This window comes from Sphingobium sp. Leaf26, assembly GCF_001421665.1.
Lineage (GTDB): Bacteria > Pseudomonadota > Alphaproteobacteria > Sphingomonadales > Sphingomonadaceae > Sphingobium.
Genome location: NZ_LMKV01000028.1, coordinates 138,419 through 153,231 on the forward strand (window position 1 = coordinate 138,419; position 14,813 = coordinate 153,231).

Genomic DNA, 14,813 nt, shown 5'->3' on the forward strand with positions numbered 1-14,813 from the left:
CCCGGCTCTAGCGATCAAGGGGCAAACGGTCCGTTAAAGCCGCTCCACCTTTTCACCGATCCGGCGCAAGCGTGATCTGGCGCCCATCAATGCCGCACCCCGGCGTACTACCATGCTGCATCGGACCATCCGAAACGGAGCCGATCCACGGACGCCGCCGCGCCGCCCAATTCCTATGTCCATCCCTATGTCCATCCCTATGTCCGAATCGGCGGCGGCCGGCCGGTCAGGGCGCTGGCCGATCGCTTCTTTGACCTGCTGGAAATCGACCCGGTCTATGCCGAACTGCGTGCGATCCACGCGGCGGCCCTTGGCCCGGTGCGTCATGGCCTCACCCGTTTCGGCTCGATGGCCCGCGCGATGGGTTCGCGTGCTGTCCGTGCATCATGTCGCTGCACCGCGCCTTTCCGATCACGCCGGCGATGGCCGATCAATGGGCGGCCGCGATGGCCTGCACTACAGTCGGTGCCGACGACATCGACCCCGCGCTCGGCGACGCCATGGCATAGGCGCTCGGCCATATGGCCCATGGCATGATCAATTTCGGGCTGAATCCGGGCAGCAGCACTGCCGCTTAATCCTCATCCTCGGTCGGGCGGTAGGCGTCATCTTCCTCATCGTCCATCTGCGGCTCACCGGCATAGGCATCCATGTCGATCCGGCCTGATCGGTTCATCGCGTCCATCTTCTCGACCAGATCCTCGGTATCGTCCGGGATGATCTGCGCCGGATTGGTCTTACCCCCACGCTCGCTATCCTCCGACAGGTCGGTCGATCGCGCGCGCGCATCATCCGCGACATCCTGCGCCTGCGTGCCGGCCTCGGCCTGCTCGCTATTCTCTTCATGATCCCGATCGGGGGTAGGGCGGTCCATCGCATGTCTCCTTGGGTTATGCGTCCCCAACGGTCGGCCGGACCCGCCGTTCCGGAAAATACTGGACAGCCCGCAGTCAAGCGCGCAAAGGCCGCTGCGATCCTTTCGCACTGCAACAGGAATCCTCATGTCCCGCCAGCTCATTTCCTCCGGCTCGCCCTTCGAGGCGCAGGTCGGCTATTCGCGCGCCGTCGTTCAGGGCGCCTGGTGCTTCGTCGCCGGCACCACCGGCACCGATCCTGAAACCAGGACCATGCCCGAAGATGTGGTCGAACAGGGCCGCAATGCGCTCAAGGTCATCGGCAAGGCGCTGGACGATGCCGGCTTTTCCTTCGCCGACGTGGTGCGCGTGACTTATTATATCACCGACGCGGCCTATTGGGACGTGATGGGCGACATTGCCGGTCCCGTCTTCGGCGACATCCGCCCGGCGGCAAGCTGCGTCATCGCCGGCCTCGTGAAGCCCGAAATGAAGATCGAAATCGAAGTCACCGCCTTCAAAGGGTAACAGGAACACAGCATCATGATTACCATGTATGGCATCAAGAATTGCGACACGATCAAGAAGGCCCGCAACTGGCTGGACAATGAGCGGGTCAGCTATAATTTCCATGACTATAAGGTCGCCGGCGTCGACAAGGCGAAGCTGGAGGAATGGGTGATGGAACATGGCTGGGAAACCATCCTCAACCGCTCCGGCACCACTTTCAAGGCGCTGGATGCAGGCGACAAGGCGCATATCGACGCGGAAAAGGCGATCCTGCTGATGATCACCAATCCCTCGATGATCAAGCGCCCGATCCTCGACACTGGTCGCGAGACCATCATCGGGTTCAAGGCTACGACCTATGAAAATGCGCTGCAAGGCGTGAAGGCGTGATCGGGCGGGGGCTGGCGCGCATCGGGTTGATCCTTTTGATGAGCCTCATCCCCCTCTCTACGGCTTCGGCCGAACCGCTACTGATCGCCCATCGCGGCGCCAGCGGCGAACGGCCCGAACATACGCTCGCAAGCTATGAGCGGGCGATCGATCAGGGCGCCGACTATGTCGAGCCGGACCTGGTGCTGACGAAGGATGGCGTCCTCGTTGCCCGGCATGAAAATGAGATTGGCGGCACCACCGACGTCGCCGACCATACCGAATTTGCCGACCGCAAGACGACGAAGCGGATCGACGGCATCGACATGGTGGGCTGGTTCACGGAGGATTTCACCCTCGCCGAACTGCGCACCCTGCGCGCCCGCGAACGCCTGCCCGACCTGCGCCCGGCCAACAAGCGTTTCAATGATCTCTACCTCATCCCGACCTTTGAGGAGATATTGAAGCTGGTCCGCGCCAAGGAAGCGGAAACCGGTCGCCGCATCGGCCTTTATCCCGAAACCAAGCATCCCAGCTATTTCGCCGGCATCGGCCTGCCGCATCAGGCGGCGCTGCTCGATCTGCTGAGCCGTTACGGCTATCAGACGGAGGCCGACCCGGTCTTCATCCAGTCGTTCGAGGTCGGCAATCTGAAGGCCCTGCGCGCGTCGACCCGCCTGCGCCTGATCCAACTGGTCGATGCGGAAGGCGGTCCGGCCGATCTCCCCGGCACGACCTATGCGGACATGCTGACTGTGCAGGGCCTGACCGACATCGCCGCCTATGCCGATGGTGTCGGCCCTTCCGCCGCGATGGTCATAGCGCCGGAAGGGCCGACCGCCTTGGTCGGTCGCGCGCATGATGCCGGTTTGCAGGTCCATGTGTGGACGTTGCGCATGGAAAATACCTTCCTGCCTGCCCAATATCAGCGGCCCGACGATGCGCAGGGCCGGGGCGACTTTGCCGGCTATGTCCGCGCCATCGCCAACACCGGCGTCGACGGCATCTTCAGTGACTTTCCAGGACAGGCCAAAGCAGCCCTCACGCCCGCCAACCCCTGAGCAAAGCCAGCGCAAGCCAATCCGGGGAAAACTTCATTCTCTCGCACCTTGCTTGACTTGCCAAAGCCCGCTGGCGCGCGAATAACAGGCTCATGTTGTCCCAGAAGACCCGTTACGCCATCCGTGCGCTTCAACATCTTGCCGATCGCTACCGCCAGGGTCCGGTCCCCCTCAACGAAATCGCCACGCGGCAGAATATTCCGTCCAAATTCCTGACGGTCATCCTGTCGGAACTGTCACGCGAAGGGCTGGTCGCGACCCAGCGGGGCCGGGACGGGGGCTATTGGCTGGCGCTGGCGCCGGTGGACGTCAGCTATGGCGATATCGTCCGGCTGACCCGCGGCTCGCTGGCGCTCACGCCCTGCGCCAGCCGCTTCGCGCATGAAAGCTGCACCAACTGCCTGCCCGAATCGGAATGTCGCCTGCACCGCGTGATGCTGCGCGTCCGCGATGAGACGGCCAAAGTGCTGGACAGCATCAGCCTGGCCGAGCCCTTCGCGGCGATGGACGAAGCCTAGCGAGTGGATGGATGTTCTGTTCCCCGGCGCAGGCCGGGGTCCAGTTCAGGCCGTGGGACTGGACCCCGGCCTGCGCCGGGGAACAGCATTTGGCATGGTTCCTTATGGAGATGGCCTTGCGCCCCGCACGCGCCTTCGCCACATCAGCATCATGACCACGCCGCCGCTCAAAGCCACCCTGATCCCCGTCACCCCGCTCCAGCAGAATTGTACGCTCTTCTGGTGTACGGAAACGATGCGCGGCGCCTTTGTCGATCCGGGCGGCGACCTGCCGGTGCTCAAGCAGGCGGTGGCCCAGCATGGCGTGACGATTGAGAAGATTCTCGTCACCCATGGCCATATCGACCATTGCGGTCAGGCCGGCGTGCTGGCCCGCGACCTTAATGTCCCGATCGAGGGGCCGCATGAGGACGACCGCTTCTGGATCGACCGATTGCCGCAGGATGGTGAACGCTGGGGGCTGCCGGGTGAAAGTTTCGAGCCGGACCGCTGGCTGAACGATGGCGATCAGGTGACGGTCGGCAATTTGACGTTCGACGTCTATCATTGCCCCGGCCACACGCCCGGCCATGTCGTCTTCCACCACGCGCCCAGCAAGCTGGCGATCGTGGGCGACGTGCTGTTCCAGGGGTCGATCGGCCGCACCGATTTCCCGCGCGGCAATCATCAGGATCTGATCGACGCGATCACCGGTAAGCTCTGGCCGTTGGGCGGCGAAACCGCCTTCGTCCCCGGCCATGGCCAGATGAGCAATTTCGCCCATGAACGGCGCACCAACCCCTATGTGGCCGATTCGGTGCTAGCGGGGTAGTTCGCCCGTCGCCTATTGAACCCGATGTCTCCGCTTCCACGGGCATTACGGACGGTTTGCATGATCGCCGCTTTATAAGAACAAGCAATGACGTGCTTCATGGCTTTGCGTTCCCCGGCGCAGGCCGGGGTCCAGTTCCACGATCCGATCTGGACCCCGGCCTGCCCCGGGGAACGCTTACCTCATCGCATCTTGCTGTTACCCCCGCGCTGCCATCGCCGGCGGCGCCGGCATCTCTCGCGTCGCGCCATAGGCGATGCTGAGCGCAACCCCCGCCATCACCAGCATCACGCCCCATGTCAGCAGCGCGCCGCCCGCGCGCAGCAGCGTGGGCTTGTCCGCATCCATGCCGAACGCATGGGCCACCCGCGCCACCACATAGACCAGAGCGCCGATCCACAGCCATAGCGACGCGCCCGCCGCCATCTCCACCAGCGCGAAGAGAATCAATATGATCGGCGTATATTCCACGAAGTTCGCATGCGCCCGCATCCGCTTCGCCAGCAGGCCGTTGCCGGCGTCACCATGCAATATCTTGTCCTTCACGCGGAATCGGGCGCAGCGAATCGCCAGCCACATGTTCAGCAGCGCGCAGGCGGCGGCAAAGGTCAGCGTGATCGGCAACAACATGGACTATCCCCTCTATTTCGCAGCTTATACCTTAATCTGTGGGGATGAAGGGGCAAGGCCAGGGAAGGAAAGCCTTGCACCCCGAACAAAAACCGCTATAGGCGCAGGGCTTCGCGATCACCCGGGCCGCATGGGTCTGCGGCGCCGTTGGCGTCAGCTGTTCTGTTCGGATCTGGCCGGTCGTACAACCTGATTAATTTTATGGAATAAGGTGCCGACATGGCTGTCCCCAAGCGCAAGACTTCTCCCTCCAAGCGCGGCATGCGTCGCAGCCATGATTCGCTGCGCGTCGAAGCATTCAACGAATGCTCGAATTGCGGCGAACTGAAGCGTCCCCACAATCTGTGCGACGCCTGCGGGCATTATAACGGCCGCGAAATCGTCGCCGTCGGGGCGTAAGCCCGTCTCTCTACTCCGCAAAGGGGTGTTCTAAAGTGTCAGGCCAACCGCGAATCGCAATCGACGCGATGGGCGGGGATGAAGGCGTGCGCGTGATGATGGCGGGGGCCGCACTGGCCCGCCGCCGCCATGACGGTTTGCGTTTCACCCTGTTCGGCGACGAGGTGCGGATCAAGGCGGCGCTCGACCAGCACCCGAATTTGCGGGCGGCGTCGGACGTGGTCCATGCCGACACAGTCGTCGATGGCTCGGACAAGCCGAGTGTCGCGATTCGCAAGAAGAGCAGTTCCATGGCAATGGCCATCGCCGCCGTGAAAGCGGGGGAGGCCGGTGCTGCCGTGTCCGCCGGCAATACCGGCGCGCTGATGGCGATGGCGAAGGTGGCCCTGCGCACCATGCCGGGCGTCGATCGTCCTGCGCTGGCGGCTTTGCTGCCGACGCTGGGCGACAATGACGTCGTGATGCTGGACCTGGGCGCCAACACCGAATGCGACGCCCGCAACCTCGTCCAGTTCGCGGTGATGGGCGCCGCCTATTCGCGCATCGCCTTCGATCTTGAACGGCCGCGCGTGCGCCTGCTCAACATCGGCACCGAAGACCTCAAGGGTACGGACGAGATTCGGGACGCCGCCGCCGTGCTGCGCAGCGCGACCAGCCTGCCGCTCCAGTTCGACGGATTCACCGAAGGCGACAAGATCGCCCGTGGCGATGCCGACGTGATCGTCTGCGACGGCTTTTCCGGCAATGTCGCGCTCAAGACGGCGGAGGGCACGGCCCGTTTCGTCACGGACGTGCTGCGCAAGGCCTTCACCAGTTCGATCCGCTCGAAGATCGGTTTCCTGATCTCGAAGCCGGCGATGCACCTGCTCAAGCATCATCTCGACCCCAACAATCACAATGGCGCGGTCTTCCTCGGCCTCAACGGCGTGGTGGTGAAAAGCCATGGCAGCGCGAATGACAAGGGCGTGGCCAACGCCGTCCATGTCGCCGCCCGATTGCTGGAGGAAGATATCACCCGCCGCATCGCCGCCGACATGGCCGGCATCCAGTCGCTGTCGGCCGCCGCATCCAAGCTGGAGCAGCCCGTCAAGTGATCCGCCGGTCCATATTGCTCGGCACGGGTTCGGCCCTGCCCGTTCGCACTGTCAGCAACGCCGAACTGGCTGAAACCGTCGACACCAGCGACGAATGGATCGTCGAGCGCACCGGCATCCGAAACCGCCATATCGCGGGCGATGGCGAAACCACCGCTTCGCTCGCCACTGACGCCGCCGCCAGGGCGATCGAGGCAGCCGGCGTCACCGCGCAGGATATCGACCTCATCATCCTGGCGACGGCCACGCCCGATCAGACCTTCCCCGCCGCCGCGACCAAGGTGCAGGCGGCGCTGGGCATCAACGATTGCGTTGCTTTCGACGTCGCCGCCGTTTGCTCCGGCTTCCTTTATGCCATGACCGTGGCGGACAGCATGATCCGTTCCGGCGCAGCCAACCGTGCGCTGGTGATCGGCTCGGAAACCTTCAGCCGCATTCTCGACTGGGAAGACCGCACCACCTGCGTCCTGTTCGGCGACGGCGCCGGCGCCGTCGTGCTGGGCGCGGAGGAAAGCGCCGACGCCGATCCCAAAACCGCGCGCGGCATCCTCTCGGCCAAGCTGCATGCCGATGGCCGCCACAACCAGCTACTCTATGTCGACGGCGGGCCGTCCACGACCCAGACCGTGGGCAAGTTGCGCATGAAGGGGCAGGAAGTGTTCCGCCATGCGGTGGTGAACCTCGCCTCCGTGCTGAAGGAAGCGATGGAACTGGCGGGCCTTACCCCCGACGATATCGACTGGCTGGTCCCGCATCAGGCCAATGCCCGCATCCTCGACGCGACCGCGCGCAAACTGAAGATGGCGCCGGAGCGTGTGGTGATGACGGTGGATCGCCACGCCAACACATCCGCCGCCTCCGTGCCGCTTGCGCTCGACTGCGCGGTGCGGGATGGCCGGATCAAGCCGGGCCACCTGATCGTGCTGGAAGCGATGGGCGGCGGCTTCACTTGGGGCGCCTGCGTCCTTAGGGTGTAAACCATAGCTACCGCTTGCCAAAGCGCCGCGAATCAATCACATTTCCTGTTGACCGTCCGGGGGGAAGGTCACTGGCTTGAATGAGGGGATGGTCGATGACCGGCAACGGAACGCTGACACGCGCGGATCTGGCAGAGAGCGTCAATCGCCATGTGGGCCTGTCGCGGGCCGAGGCGGCTGCGCTGGTCGAATCCATCCTCGAACATATGTCCTCCGCGCTGGAGCGTGGGGAAAATGTGAAGATTTCCAGTTTCGGCACCTTCGTCCTGCGCGACAAGACGGAACGGATGGGCCGTAATCCCAAGACCGGCGTGGAAGTGCCGATCGAGCCGCGCCGGGTACTGACTTTCCGCGCCAGCCAGACGATGCGCGACAGGGTCGCCTCCGCCTGAGAGAAAAGCGCTCCGTTCGCCAATAACCGGGAGGAACTGGCACGGGATGCGGTCTTTTGCCGGCCCTGATCGGCAACCGGTCGCTTTTCCAATATTACCATCGCTTTACCATGGTTGACCTTGGCGCGATTATGGGTGCAACATCCCTGTCATGGAAAAGGCAGAGGGTGCATTTCTGACTATCAGCGAGCTGGCCGGCGAGCTTGGTCTTCCCCAACATATCTTGCGCTATTGGGAAACCCGCTTTCCCCAGTTGCGCCCACTGCAACGATCGGGCAACCGTCGCTACTACCGACCGGCCGACGTCGCGCTGGCGCGCCGTATCCACCAATTGCTCAATGTCGAAGGCTTCACCGTCAAGGGCGCGCAAAAGGCCCTGGTGGACGGCAATGGCGCCGCGCCGGTCGCCCCATCCTCCGCGCCGGCCCCTGTAGTGCCTCCCGTACCGCCGCAGCAGGCCGACCTGCTGGCCCGCCTGCTGGCGATTCGGACAGACCTCGCCAAAGCGATCGGCGACTGAAACCCTTTACTTGGCCGGCGCGCGATAGGGGATGAAGTCGCCCAGCGCGCAGGCGCCCGACATCATGCCGGTCATCCGGTCGGCGGTGGTGGTGAAGTCGCCCCGGCACAGTTGCGATCCAAAGCTGCGCACGATCATGATGTCACCCGCGGACAGGCCGCTGCAACTGCCGATCAGTTCATTCTTGTATATCAGCTTGCGGCTGACCCTGTAGAGCAGCACATTGTTGCTGATGACCGTCAGGTTGGTCTGCGGCTCGCGATTGATGCAACTGACCTTCTCGCCCGGCACCTTGCCGGCCAACGCCTTGTCCAGGCTCGCCGCCTGCTTTTCGGTCAGCGGCTTGGGTTCATAACTGCCCGTACAGCCCGCCAGCAGCAGCGCCGCCGCAGCCATTATCCCTGCGCGTCCGATCCACGCCATCATCGCGACTCTCTCCATCGTCATGCCCCAAAGACGGTATCATAGCGCAAAAACCGTAGGGGTCGCAGCGGAGCAAACGTCCCTAATCTTCCGCCCTGGTCTTTTCCGCTCGGTCATAGATCGTAAAATCGCCGATCTGGCAGGTGCCGGTGCGAATGCCGCTGGCCAGATCCTCCACCACTATCATGTCGCCGGTGCAGATGCGGGGCTTGTCGATGCCGATGATCGGCTTTCCGCCCTTCATCAGGCCATTGCAACTGCCGATCGTGCGGTTGACGAACCGTTTTCCGCCGACGCGATAGACCAATATGTCGTCGCTGATAACGGTCAGCTTCAACAGCGGTGACTGGCGGATGCAAGGCGTCGTTCCGGTCATGACCCGGCCGGCCAACTCTTTGTCCAGCGCTGCTTCCTGCTTCGGCTTCAGGGCAGGCCCCTGCGCGCTCGCCTGCCCGGCCAGCAGCAGAAGCGGCAACAACATAATGGAATGGCGCATGATATTCCCCCTCGGATGATCGACAGGTCAGGCTGCGTCCTTGGCCGCGCGCCGTGCCGCCAGTTCCGCCACGCTGCGCGCGCGCATGAAGATGTTGGTTGCCCGTTCCAGCCCGATGCTGGTCGGCACCGTCGCCTCGCCCCGCGCCCGTGCGGCTTCCACTGCCGCGACCCGCTGCGACAGCGCGTCGTTGTCTGGCTCCACGCCCAGCGCGAAACGGCCGTTGGAGAGCGTATATTCATGCGCGCAATAGACGATCGTGTCGTCGGGCAGGGCAGAAAAGCGCGCCATGTTGGTGAACATCTGCGCCGCCGTCCCTTCGAACAGCCGGCCGCACCCCATGGCGAACAATGTGTCGCCGACGAAGAGGATATGATCGTCGCCCAGATCATAGGCGACATGGCCCGCCGTATGCGCCGGCACCGCCATCACCGTCGCGACATGGTCGCCGATGCGGACCTGATCGCCTTCATCCACCGTCCGGTCCAGCGTGCCGATCTTCTCCGCCTCTGCCGCCGGGCCGGTGATCACGCAGCCCCCCCATGCCTCTGCCGCCGCCTTGATCGACGCATTGCCGCCGACATGATCGCCATGCCAGTGGGTGTTCCAGATCTGGCCGATGGTCCAGCCTCGCGCAGCGGCGGCCTCCAGCACCGGGTCCGCCACGGCGGGGTCGATCGCCACCGTCTCCCCGCTGGCCGCGTCATGCAGCAGCCAGACATAATTATCGTTGAGAACGGGGATGCGAACGACCTCCAGCATGGCGTCTACCAGGCTCCGACGTTGGGCATGGACACCCATGGCTCGGCCGGTTCCAGCCGCCCGTCCTGCAACAGCTCGATCGAAATATCGTCGGGCGTCCGCACGAATGCCATATGCCCGTCGCGCGGGGGCCGGTTGATGGTGACGCCCGCGTCCATCAACGTCTGGCACGTCGCGTAGATATTCTCGACCTGATAGGCGATATGGCCGAAATTGCGCCCGCCATCATAGGTTTCACCCGCGCCGCCATCTGCCGGCGGCCAGTTGTAGGTCAATTCGACCTGCGCATCCTCATCGCCCGGTGCGGCAAGATAGACCAGCGTGAACCGCCCCTGTTCGCTGTCGAAGCGCTTGACCTCTTTCAGGCCCAGCAGGTCGAAAAAGGCGATCGTCTTGTCGACGTCGGTCACGCGGATCATGCTATGCAGGAATTTGGGCAAGATAGTCTCCGTTCGTCGCTGGAAAGCAACCGTTCATCTCGGTCATTATAGATAGGCTCTCAAGATAAGGTCGCGCTTCACAGGACGGAAGAGGAAAGCAGACAATGGTTTTGGAAATGCGGGACAAGATTTTGCTGGGCAGCGCGGCGCTGCTGGCGCTGGGCGTGATGACGGGCGGCTATCTGCTGGGCGACGGGCTCAAGCGGGCCAAGGCGGCAGACCGGTCGGTCACGGTGCGCGGCCTGGCCGAAAAGGATGTGATGGCGGATCTCGCCACCTGGTCGATCAGCTATTCGGCCACCGGTTTCGACCTGCCCACGGTACGCGCTGAAATCGACAGCAACACCAAGGCGCTACAGGCCTATTTCAGCAGCCTGGGCTTCAAGGCGGGCGACCTCACCCCGACCGGTGCGGGGGTGAACCAATATCTCAACAATGGGGTGAACAACATCACCATTACCCAGCGGATGCTGCTGCGCACCACCGACATCGCCCGCGCCCAGCGTGCGGTCGCGCAGCAGTTCGACCTCGTCCGTCGCGGCGTGACGCTTCAGGAAGGGTCGGGGATGAAATATAGCTTCACCAAACTGAATGATGTGAAGCCGGACATGGTCGCCGCCGCTACCCGCGACGCGCGTGCCGCCGCCGAACAGTTCGCCAAGGATTCTGGTGCCGGCGTGGGCGGCATCAAGAGCGCGACCCAGGGCTATTTCTCGATCGACGCGCGCGATGGCGAAGGCGGCGACGGATCGAGCGACACGCCCTACAAGAAGGTTCGCGTCGTCACCACCGTCGACTTCTACCTTAAATAGGCGCGCTTCTTAGCAACGGCCCCGGCGGCGATCGCGGCGCGAACATGCGCTCTTGTCGCCGATGATCGCGCCGGCGGCCCCGCCGATCACCGCGCCTTCGGTGGTGCCCAGGCCCGTGGCACTGCCCACGATGGCGCCGCCGGCACCACCGATCAGCCCGCCGCGCGTCGCCCCGCGCGAACAGGCGGTGGTCGCCGTCGCCGCGACGACCAGCAGGCCGATGCCCAAAACCTTCTTCCAATGACTGTCCATCTCGCTGTCTCCTTCATCCAATATCGCTATGGACAGGCGAACGGGTCGGGCGAGGCGGCAGTTCCGTGACAAAGTCTTGCTGGCTATCTCAAACGGGCTGCCTCAACCGGCAGATTTGGCAGCAGGAAGCCGCGACAGATTGTCCGCCGCCGCCTTGCCCGCCGGCGCGTCCGGCGCCAGTTTCATCGCCCGGCCCCACGCGGCCCTTGCAATATCCTCATGGTCGGTCAGCACCGCGATATTGCCTTCCTCCAGCGCGACCGAGGCATCGTCGGGCGATAGTTGCACGGCCCGCGCGATATGCGCCTGTGCCAGCCGCAGGTCGCCGGTGCGCCGCGCCAGCGTCGCCGACAGCAGCCAGCCTAGCGGGTCTTTCGGCGCCTGCGTCAATGCGATGTCCAGCGAATCGCGCGCCGCCTCCATATCGTTCAGCGCCACCAGCGCCCGCGCCCTGTCCAGATGGACCTCACCTTTTTCCAGCCCGTCGGGCAATCCGCGCGCCAGCGCCGCGTCGAAATCGCCCCGCGCCTTGGGCAGGTCGCCGTTCGCCATCGCGGCATTGCCGGCCTGCGCCCATAGCCGCGCCGCTTCGACCATCTCGCCGCTGCGCTCGGCTTCCTCGGCCGCCTGTTCGAACGCGACGATCGCCGGCGTCCAGCGCTCCGCCCGCGCATAGGCAAAGCCCATACAATGCCGGGCATAGAAGCTGCCCCCTTCGATGCGCCATTTCTGGGCAAAGGCGACGCCGGCATCGGGTGATTCGATCGCCTGGTCCAGACAGGCCTGGAAGGGTGCGGCGAATTTCGCGGGAATGGGCACCTTGCCGTCTTCCCGCGCCAGCGCGGCCGCCGGGTCAGTCGCAGTCGCCACAGCGGCGGCTGCGGCGCGCTGCTCCTGCTTTTCCTTGCGGCTGCGATTCATCACCGCCTCGATCTCGGGATCATAGGCCTGGAGCAGGATCGGCAGGAGCAGGAAGGGCATCAGAGACTATCCAGGAGGGTGGCGACGGTGCGGATCAACAGCGCGATGTCGCCGTCGCGGGAAAGGCGATGGTCGCCATCCTTAATCAGCAGTGTCTGCACATCGGATGAACGCAACCGGTCCGCAACCTTGACCGCGACATACCAGGGCACGTCCCGGTCCTGCTGGCCATGCAGCAGCCGCACCGGGCAATCGATGCCGATTTCCCCCTCCAGCAACCGCAACGCCTGTCCAGAGTTCCAGAAGCCCAGCGTCGTGACGTAGGGCTGATCGCCATAGGGCGTCGGCTCCTCGATCCGCCCCTCCGTCTTCAGCAGCGCCTTGTCGGCATCGGTAAAGCCCCATTCGGTGAAATCGGGCGCAGCAGCGATGCCGACCAGCCCCCTGACCCGGTCCGGCCGCGCCAGCGCCACCAGCAAGGCCAGCCAGCCGCCCATCGACGATCCGACCAGGACGACCGGCCCTTCGATCACCTGGTCGAGCAGCAGCAGCACATCGTCGCGCCAACTGGCCAGCGTGCCGTCCGCGAACCGCCCTTCGCTGGCGCCACAACCGGCATAGTCCATCCTTACCATCGCCTTCCCACGCCTGGCGGCCCACCGATCCAGCGCCAAGGCCTTTCCACCTTCCATGTCGGACATATAGCCCGGCAGGAACAGGATGGTCGGCCCGGTCCCGGCCTGATGCCGATAGGCAAGGCGCAACCCGTCGGGCCGGGCGAACAGCGCGGGCGGGAAAGCGGGGGCGTCGGTCACGATCTTCATCCTTATATTCCGGCAGAGAGTAACCTGCCTTAGCCTGCCATCGACGTCGGGAACAGCCGATGACCGGCACGGCGCACCTCGCCACGGGGCCAGCATGAACTTTTTTCAGCGCCGATAAAAATAATCCGGTCAATGCGTTGACAGCTCTGGAGGCCGCCGTTAGAGGCGCACTCCTACCCCGTGCCCAGATGGCGGAATTGGTAGACGCACCAGCTTCAGGTGCTGGCGATCGCAAGGTCGTGGAGGTTCGAGTCCTCTTCTGGGCACCACTGTCGCCTCTGGATTCGTCCAGAGGCGTCCAGTAAGCGGCTGGTTTCACAGCATTTTCCGACAGAGAATCGCCAGACACCGTCCGGCGAAATCCGGCTAAGGGCAACAGCAGCGGCAACAAATGTTGCTCTTATTGTTGCCCTCGGATCGACCCGGCCTTGCTGGGAAAACGACCATGCTGACATACATCCAGATCAATGCCGCCAAGCCGAGAGAGAAGGCTTGGACTCTGAGCGATTCTCAAAGTCTCTATCTCGTCATTCAGCCCAACGGGTCGAAGCTATGGCGCTTCAACTACCGCTTTCTGGACAGACAGAAGAAGCTTCATCTCGGTGGGTGGCCGACAATAAGCCTTGCCGATGCACGTGTCCGACGCGACGAAGCCAAGAAGAAGATTGCTGAAGGGATCGATCCGGCGCTTGAGAAAAAGCGCGCGAGGATCGCCGCCAAGTATGCCGCAGCGAACACTTTCGAGGCGGTGGCGGAAGAATGGCTCGTCAAATGCGAGCGAGACGGCCTCGCCCCAGTGACCGTAGACAAAATCCGCTGGCTGCTCGCCAAGGCCTACCCGGTCATCGGCAGTATCCCGATTGCGCAGATTACCCCGCACGAGGCGCTTGCGGTCCTGCGCAAGGTGGAATCGACCGGCGCCTTTGAAAGCGCCCGGCGGATGCGAAGCGTCCTTAGCCGCGTCTTCCGCTATGGCGTCGCGACGGTGCGGTGCGACAAGGACGTCGCCGCGGACCTGCGTGGTGCAATCGCCTCGCCAAAGGTGAAGCATTTCGCCGCCATCACCAAGCCGTCGGAGGTCGGTGCGCTGCTACGGGCCATCGACGGATACAGCGGTCACAAGGTGACGGTGATGGCGCTGCGGTTGTCCCCGCACGTTCTGCTCCGCCCTGGCGAGCTAAGGCAGGCGGAGTGGGCCGATATCGACTTCGAGGAGGCGATCTGGTTTATTCCGGCGGAACGCATGAAAATGCGAAGGCCGCACCGGGTGCCGCTGTCACGGCAGGTGATCGACATGCTCCAGGAACTTCACGAGCACACGCACTGGTGGAAATATCTGTTCCCGTGCCTGGGTAAACCGCGGAAGCCGATGTCGGAAAACGCCGTCAATCAGGGCTTGCGCAATCTCGGCTACACGAGCGACCAGATGACGGCGCACGGATTCCGGGCGATGGCTGCCACTCTTCTCAACGAGAGGGGCGAATGGAACCCAGACGCGATCGAGCGGCAACTCGCGCATGTCGACACCAACCAGGTGCGACGGGCTTACGCCCGAGGCGAGTATTGGGATGAGCGCGTGCAGATGATGCAAAGTTGGTCGGATTATCTCGACGAACTGCGGGATGGCGGCAAGATCCTCCGCCCCAGTTTCCCGTCGGCCCGGCGCGCGGTCTGAATTTGGTTCGACACACTGGCGGTCCTCGGATCGCCAGCGTGCTCCGAAAGCCCGAATTTATCCCAAGGAATTC

At 63.7% G+C, this 14,813-nt stretch carries 22 protein-coding genes, 1 tRNA gene and 1 pseudogene; 14 read left to right on the forward strand and 10 right to left on the reverse strand.

The genetic code is table 11. The features are described 5' to 3' along the window. Positions 1 to 33: 33 nt before the first annotated feature. On the reverse strand, positions 34 to 327 hold the full coding sequence (locus ASE85_RS23405; protein ID WP_162237469.1) for a hypothetical protein: 294 nt from the start codon (positions 325 to 327) through the stop codon (positions 34 to 36). Here ASE85_RS23405 and ASE85_RS16415 point away from each other — a divergent pair. Further along, positions 208 to 578: pseudogene (locus tag ASE85_RS16415) on the forward strand (globin domain-containing protein). The gene ASE85_RS23405 and the pseudogene ASE85_RS16415 overlap by 120 nt on opposite strands. Here the strand turns inward: ASE85_RS16415 and ASE85_RS16420 are convergent. Next, positions 575 to 874 carry a hypothetical protein gene (locus ASE85_RS16420; RefSeq protein ID WP_056690743.1) on the reverse strand — a complete coding sequence of 100 codons (300 nt, stop codon included), beginning with the start codon at positions 872 to 874 and terminating at the stop codon, positions 575 to 577. The pseudogene ASE85_RS16415 and the gene ASE85_RS16420 overlap by 4 nt on opposite strands. A gap of 127 nt (positions 875 to 1,001) precedes the next feature. Between ASE85_RS16420 and ASE85_RS16425 the strand changes: the two genes are divergently transcribed. The 5 genes from ASE85_RS16425 to ASE85_RS16445 all read left to right on the forward strand — a co-directional run bounded on the left by ASE85_RS16425 (position 1,002) and on the right by ASE85_RS16445 (position 4,123). Continuing rightward, positions 1,002 to 1,382 (forward strand): RidA family protein, encoded by a 381-nt coding sequence (locus tag ASE85_RS16425; RefSeq protein ID WP_056690745.1) that lies wholly within the window; start codon positions 1,002 to 1,004, stop codon positions 1,380 to 1,382. Between the two features lie 15 nt (positions 1,383 to 1,397). Then, a complete protein-coding gene (locus ASE85_RS16430; protein ID WP_056690747.1) occupies positions 1,398 to 1,754 on the forward strand; it encodes an ArsC family reductase in 357 nt (118 codons plus the stop codon). Beyond that, positions 1,751 to 2,794, forward strand: a complete 1,044-nt coding sequence (locus tag ASE85_RS16435; RefSeq protein ID WP_056690750.1) for a glycerophosphodiester phosphodiesterase — start codon at positions 1,751 to 1,753, stop codon at positions 2,792 to 2,794. Before ASE85_RS16430 ends, ASE85_RS16435 begins: the two co-directional genes overlap by 4 nt. A gap of 92 nt (positions 2,795 to 2,886) precedes the next feature. Then, positions 2,887 to 3,312 (forward strand): RrF2 family transcriptional regulator, encoded by a 426-nt coding sequence (locus ASE85_RS16440; RefSeq protein WP_056690753.1) that lies wholly within the window; start codon positions 2,887 to 2,889, stop codon positions 3,310 to 3,312. Positions 3,313 to 3,463: 151 nt separating this feature from the next. Beyond that, entirely contained in the window at positions 3,464 to 4,123 is a 660-nt protein-coding gene (locus tag ASE85_RS16445) for an MBL fold metallo-hydrolase (protein ID WP_056691281.1), read from the forward strand. 198 nt (positions 4,124 to 4,321) lie between these two features. Here ASE85_RS16445 and ASE85_RS16450 read toward each other — a convergent pair whose 3' ends face one another. Beyond that, positions 4,322 to 4,753 (reverse strand): MAPEG family protein, encoded by a 432-nt coding sequence (locus ASE85_RS16450; protein ID WP_056690756.1) that lies wholly within the window; start codon positions 4,751 to 4,753, stop codon positions 4,322 to 4,324. A 219-nt stretch (positions 4,754 to 4,972) separates the two neighbouring features. Here ASE85_RS16450 and rpmF point away from each other — a divergent pair, with 219 nt between their 5' ends. The 5 genes from rpmF (at position 4,973) to ASE85_RS16475 (ending at position 8,135) form a co-directional block, all read left to right on the forward strand. Continuing rightward, entirely contained in the window at positions 4,973 to 5,152 is a 180-nt protein-coding gene (gene rpmF / locus ASE85_RS16455; RefSeq protein WP_056690759.1) for a 50S ribosomal protein L32, read from the forward strand. A 68-nt stretch (positions 5,153 to 5,220) separates the two neighbouring features. Next, a complete protein-coding gene (plsX, locus tag ASE85_RS16460; RefSeq protein WP_056690763.1) occupies positions 5,221 to 6,246 on the forward strand; it encodes a phosphate acyltransferase PlsX in 1,026 nt (341 codons plus the stop codon). Next, positions 6,243 to 7,223, forward strand: coding sequence for a beta-ketoacyl-ACP synthase III (locus ASE85_RS16465; RefSeq protein ID WP_056690766.1), 981 nt, complete (start codon positions 6,243 to 6,245; stop codon positions 7,221 to 7,223). Before plsX ends, ASE85_RS16465 begins: the two co-directional genes overlap by 4 nt. Before the next feature lie 95 nt (positions 7,224 to 7,318). Continuing rightward, the gene (gene ihfA, locus ASE85_RS16470) at positions 7,319 to 7,615 is read left to right on the forward strand and encodes an integration host factor subunit alpha (RefSeq protein ID WP_056691284.1); all 297 of its coding nucleotides are present in this window, start codon (positions 7,319 to 7,321) and stop codon (positions 7,613 to 7,615) included. Between the two features lie 151 nt (positions 7,616 to 7,766). Continuing rightward, positions 7,767 to 8,135 carry a MerR family transcriptional regulator gene (locus ASE85_RS16475; protein ID WP_056690769.1) on the forward strand — a complete coding sequence of 123 codons (369 nt, stop codon included), beginning with the start codon at positions 7,767 to 7,769 and terminating at the stop codon, positions 8,133 to 8,135. A 6-nt stretch (positions 8,136 to 8,141) separates the two neighbouring features. Here the strand turns inward: ASE85_RS16475 and ASE85_RS16480 are convergent, their stop codons facing one another. From ASE85_RS16480 to ASE85_RS16495, 4 genes are all read right to left on the reverse strand, one after another. Then, entirely contained in the window at positions 8,142 to 8,561 is a 420-nt protein-coding gene (locus tag ASE85_RS16480; protein WP_056690772.1) for a hypothetical protein, read from the reverse strand. Positions 8,562 to 8,640: 79 nt separating this feature from the next. After that, a complete protein-coding gene (locus ASE85_RS16485) occupies positions 8,641 to 9,054 on the reverse strand; it encodes a hypothetical protein (protein WP_156358390.1) in 414 nt (137 codons plus the stop codon). A 27-nt stretch (positions 9,055 to 9,081) separates the two neighbouring features. Beyond that, positions 9,082 to 9,816 carry a hydroxyacylglutathione hydrolase gene (gene gloB / locus ASE85_RS16490; RefSeq protein ID WP_056690775.1) on the reverse strand — a complete coding sequence of 245 codons (735 nt, stop codon included), beginning with the start codon at positions 9,814 to 9,816 and terminating at the stop codon, positions 9,082 to 9,084. Between the two features lie 5 nt (positions 9,817 to 9,821). Then, complete coding sequence (locus tag ASE85_RS16495; protein WP_056690776.1) at positions 9,822 to 10,256, reverse strand: VOC family protein; 435 nt, start codon at positions 10,254 to 10,256, stop codon at positions 9,822 to 9,824. A gap of 104 nt (positions 10,257 to 10,360) precedes the next feature. Here ASE85_RS16495 and ASE85_RS16500 point away from each other — a divergent pair, with 104 nt between their 5' ends. Next, positions 10,361 to 11,068 (forward strand): SIMPL domain-containing protein, encoded by a 708-nt coding sequence (locus ASE85_RS16500; protein ID WP_056690777.1) that lies wholly within the window; start codon positions 10,361 to 10,363, stop codon positions 11,066 to 11,068. Between the two features lie 9 nt (positions 11,069 to 11,077). Here the strand turns inward: ASE85_RS16500 and ASE85_RS16505 are convergent, their stop codons facing one another. The 3 genes from ASE85_RS16505 to ASE85_RS16515 all read right to left on the reverse strand — a co-directional run bounded on the left by ASE85_RS16505 (position 11,078) and on the right by ASE85_RS16515 (position 13,065). Beyond that, positions 11,078 to 11,320 carry a hypothetical protein gene (locus tag ASE85_RS16505; protein WP_056690779.1) on the reverse strand — a complete coding sequence of 81 codons (243 nt, stop codon included), beginning with the start codon at positions 11,318 to 11,320 and terminating at the stop codon, positions 11,078 to 11,080. Between the two features lie 102 nt (positions 11,321 to 11,422). Continuing rightward, positions 11,423 to 12,301: a tetratricopeptide repeat protein gene (locus ASE85_RS16510; protein ID WP_056690784.1), complete on the reverse strand. Its 879-nt coding sequence runs from the start codon at positions 12,299 to 12,301 to the stop codon at positions 11,423 to 11,425. Continuing rightward, positions 12,301 to 13,065, reverse strand: a complete 765-nt coding sequence (locus ASE85_RS16515) for an alpha/beta fold hydrolase (RefSeq protein WP_056690787.1) — start codon at positions 13,063 to 13,065, stop codon at positions 12,301 to 12,303. Before ASE85_RS16515 ends, ASE85_RS16510 begins: the two co-directional genes overlap by 1 nt. A 182-nt stretch (positions 13,066 to 13,247) precedes the next feature. On the opposite strand from ASE85_RS16515, the gene ASE85_RS16520 reads away from it, so the two are divergent. Then, positions 13,248 to 13,334 (forward strand) — tRNA-Leu (locus ASE85_RS16520). Between the two features lie 176 nt (positions 13,335 to 13,510). Next, positions 13,511 to 14,740: a tyrosine-type recombinase/integrase gene (locus ASE85_RS16525; protein WP_056691287.1), complete on the forward strand. Its 1,230-nt coding sequence runs from the start codon at positions 13,511 to 13,513 to the stop codon at positions 14,738 to 14,740. Positions 14,741 to 14,813: the final 73 nt, after the last annotated feature.

Coding starts and splice junctions, on each gene's coding strand:
- ASE85_RS23405 (WP_162237469.1), bottom strand. CDS start 327: ATGACGCACCGGGCCAAGGGCCGCCGCGTGGATCGCACGCAGTTCGGC.
- ASE85_RS16420 (WP_056690743.1), bottom strand. CDS start 874: ATGGACCGCCCTACCCCCGATCGGGATCATGAAGAGAATAGCGAGCAG.
- ASE85_RS16425 (WP_056690745.1), top strand. CDS start 1,002: ATGTCCCGCCAGCTCATTTCCTCCGGCTCGCCCTTCGAGGCGCAGGTC.
- ASE85_RS16430 (WP_056690747.1), top strand. CDS start 1,398: ATGATTACCATGTATGGCATCAAGAATTGCGACACGATCAAGAAGGCC.
- ASE85_RS16440 (WP_056690753.1), top strand. CDS start 2,887: ATGTTGTCCCAGAAGACCCGTTACGCCATCCGTGCGCTTCAACATCTT.
- ASE85_RS16445 (WP_056691281.1), top strand. CDS start 3,464: ATGACCACGCCGCCGCTCAAAGCCACCCTGATCCCCGTCACCCCGCTC.
- ASE85_RS16450 (WP_056690756.1), bottom strand. CDS start 4,753: ATGTTGTTGCCGATCACGCTGACCTTTGCCGCCGCCTGCGCGCTGCTG.
- rpmF (WP_056690759.1), top strand. CDS start 4,973: ATGGCTGTCCCCAAGCGCAAGACTTCTCCCTCCAAGCGCGGCATGCGT.
- plsX (WP_056690763.1), top strand. CDS start 5,221: ATGGGCGGGGATGAAGGCGTGCGCGTGATGATGGCGGGGGCCGCACTG.
- ihfA (WP_056691284.1), top strand. CDS start 7,319: ATGACCGGCAACGGAACGCTGACACGCGCGGATCTGGCAGAGAGCGTC.
- ASE85_RS16475 (WP_056690769.1), top strand. CDS start 7,767: ATGGAAAAGGCAGAGGGTGCATTTCTGACTATCAGCGAGCTGGCCGGC.
- ASE85_RS16480 (WP_056690772.1), bottom strand. CDS start 8,561: ATGATGGCGTGGATCGGACGCGCAGGGATAATGGCTGCGGCGGCGCTG.
- ASE85_RS16485 (WP_156358390.1), bottom strand. CDS start 9,054: ATGCGCCATTCCATTATGTTGTTGCCGCTTCTGCTGCTGGCCGGGCAG.
- gloB (WP_056690775.1), bottom strand. CDS start 9,816: ATGCTGGAGGTCGTTCGCATCCCCGTTCTCAACGATAATTATGTCTGG.
- ASE85_RS16500 (WP_056690777.1), top strand. CDS start 10,361: ATGGTTTTGGAAATGCGGGACAAGATTTTGCTGGGCAGCGCGGCGCTG.
- ASE85_RS16505 (WP_056690779.1), bottom strand. CDS start 11,320: ATGGACAGTCATTGGAAGAAGGTTTTGGGCATCGGCCTGCTGGTCGTC.
- ASE85_RS16510 (WP_056690784.1), bottom strand. CDS start 12,301: ATGCCCTTCCTGCTCCTGCCGATCCTGCTCCAGGCCTATGATCCCGAG.
- ASE85_RS16515 (WP_056690787.1), bottom strand. CDS start 13,065: ATGAAGATCGTGACCGACGCCCCCGCTTTCCCGCCCGCGCTGTTCGCC.
- ASE85_RS16525 (WP_056691287.1), top strand. CDS start 13,511: ATGCTGACATACATCCAGATCAATGCCGCCAAGCCGAGAGAGAAGGCT.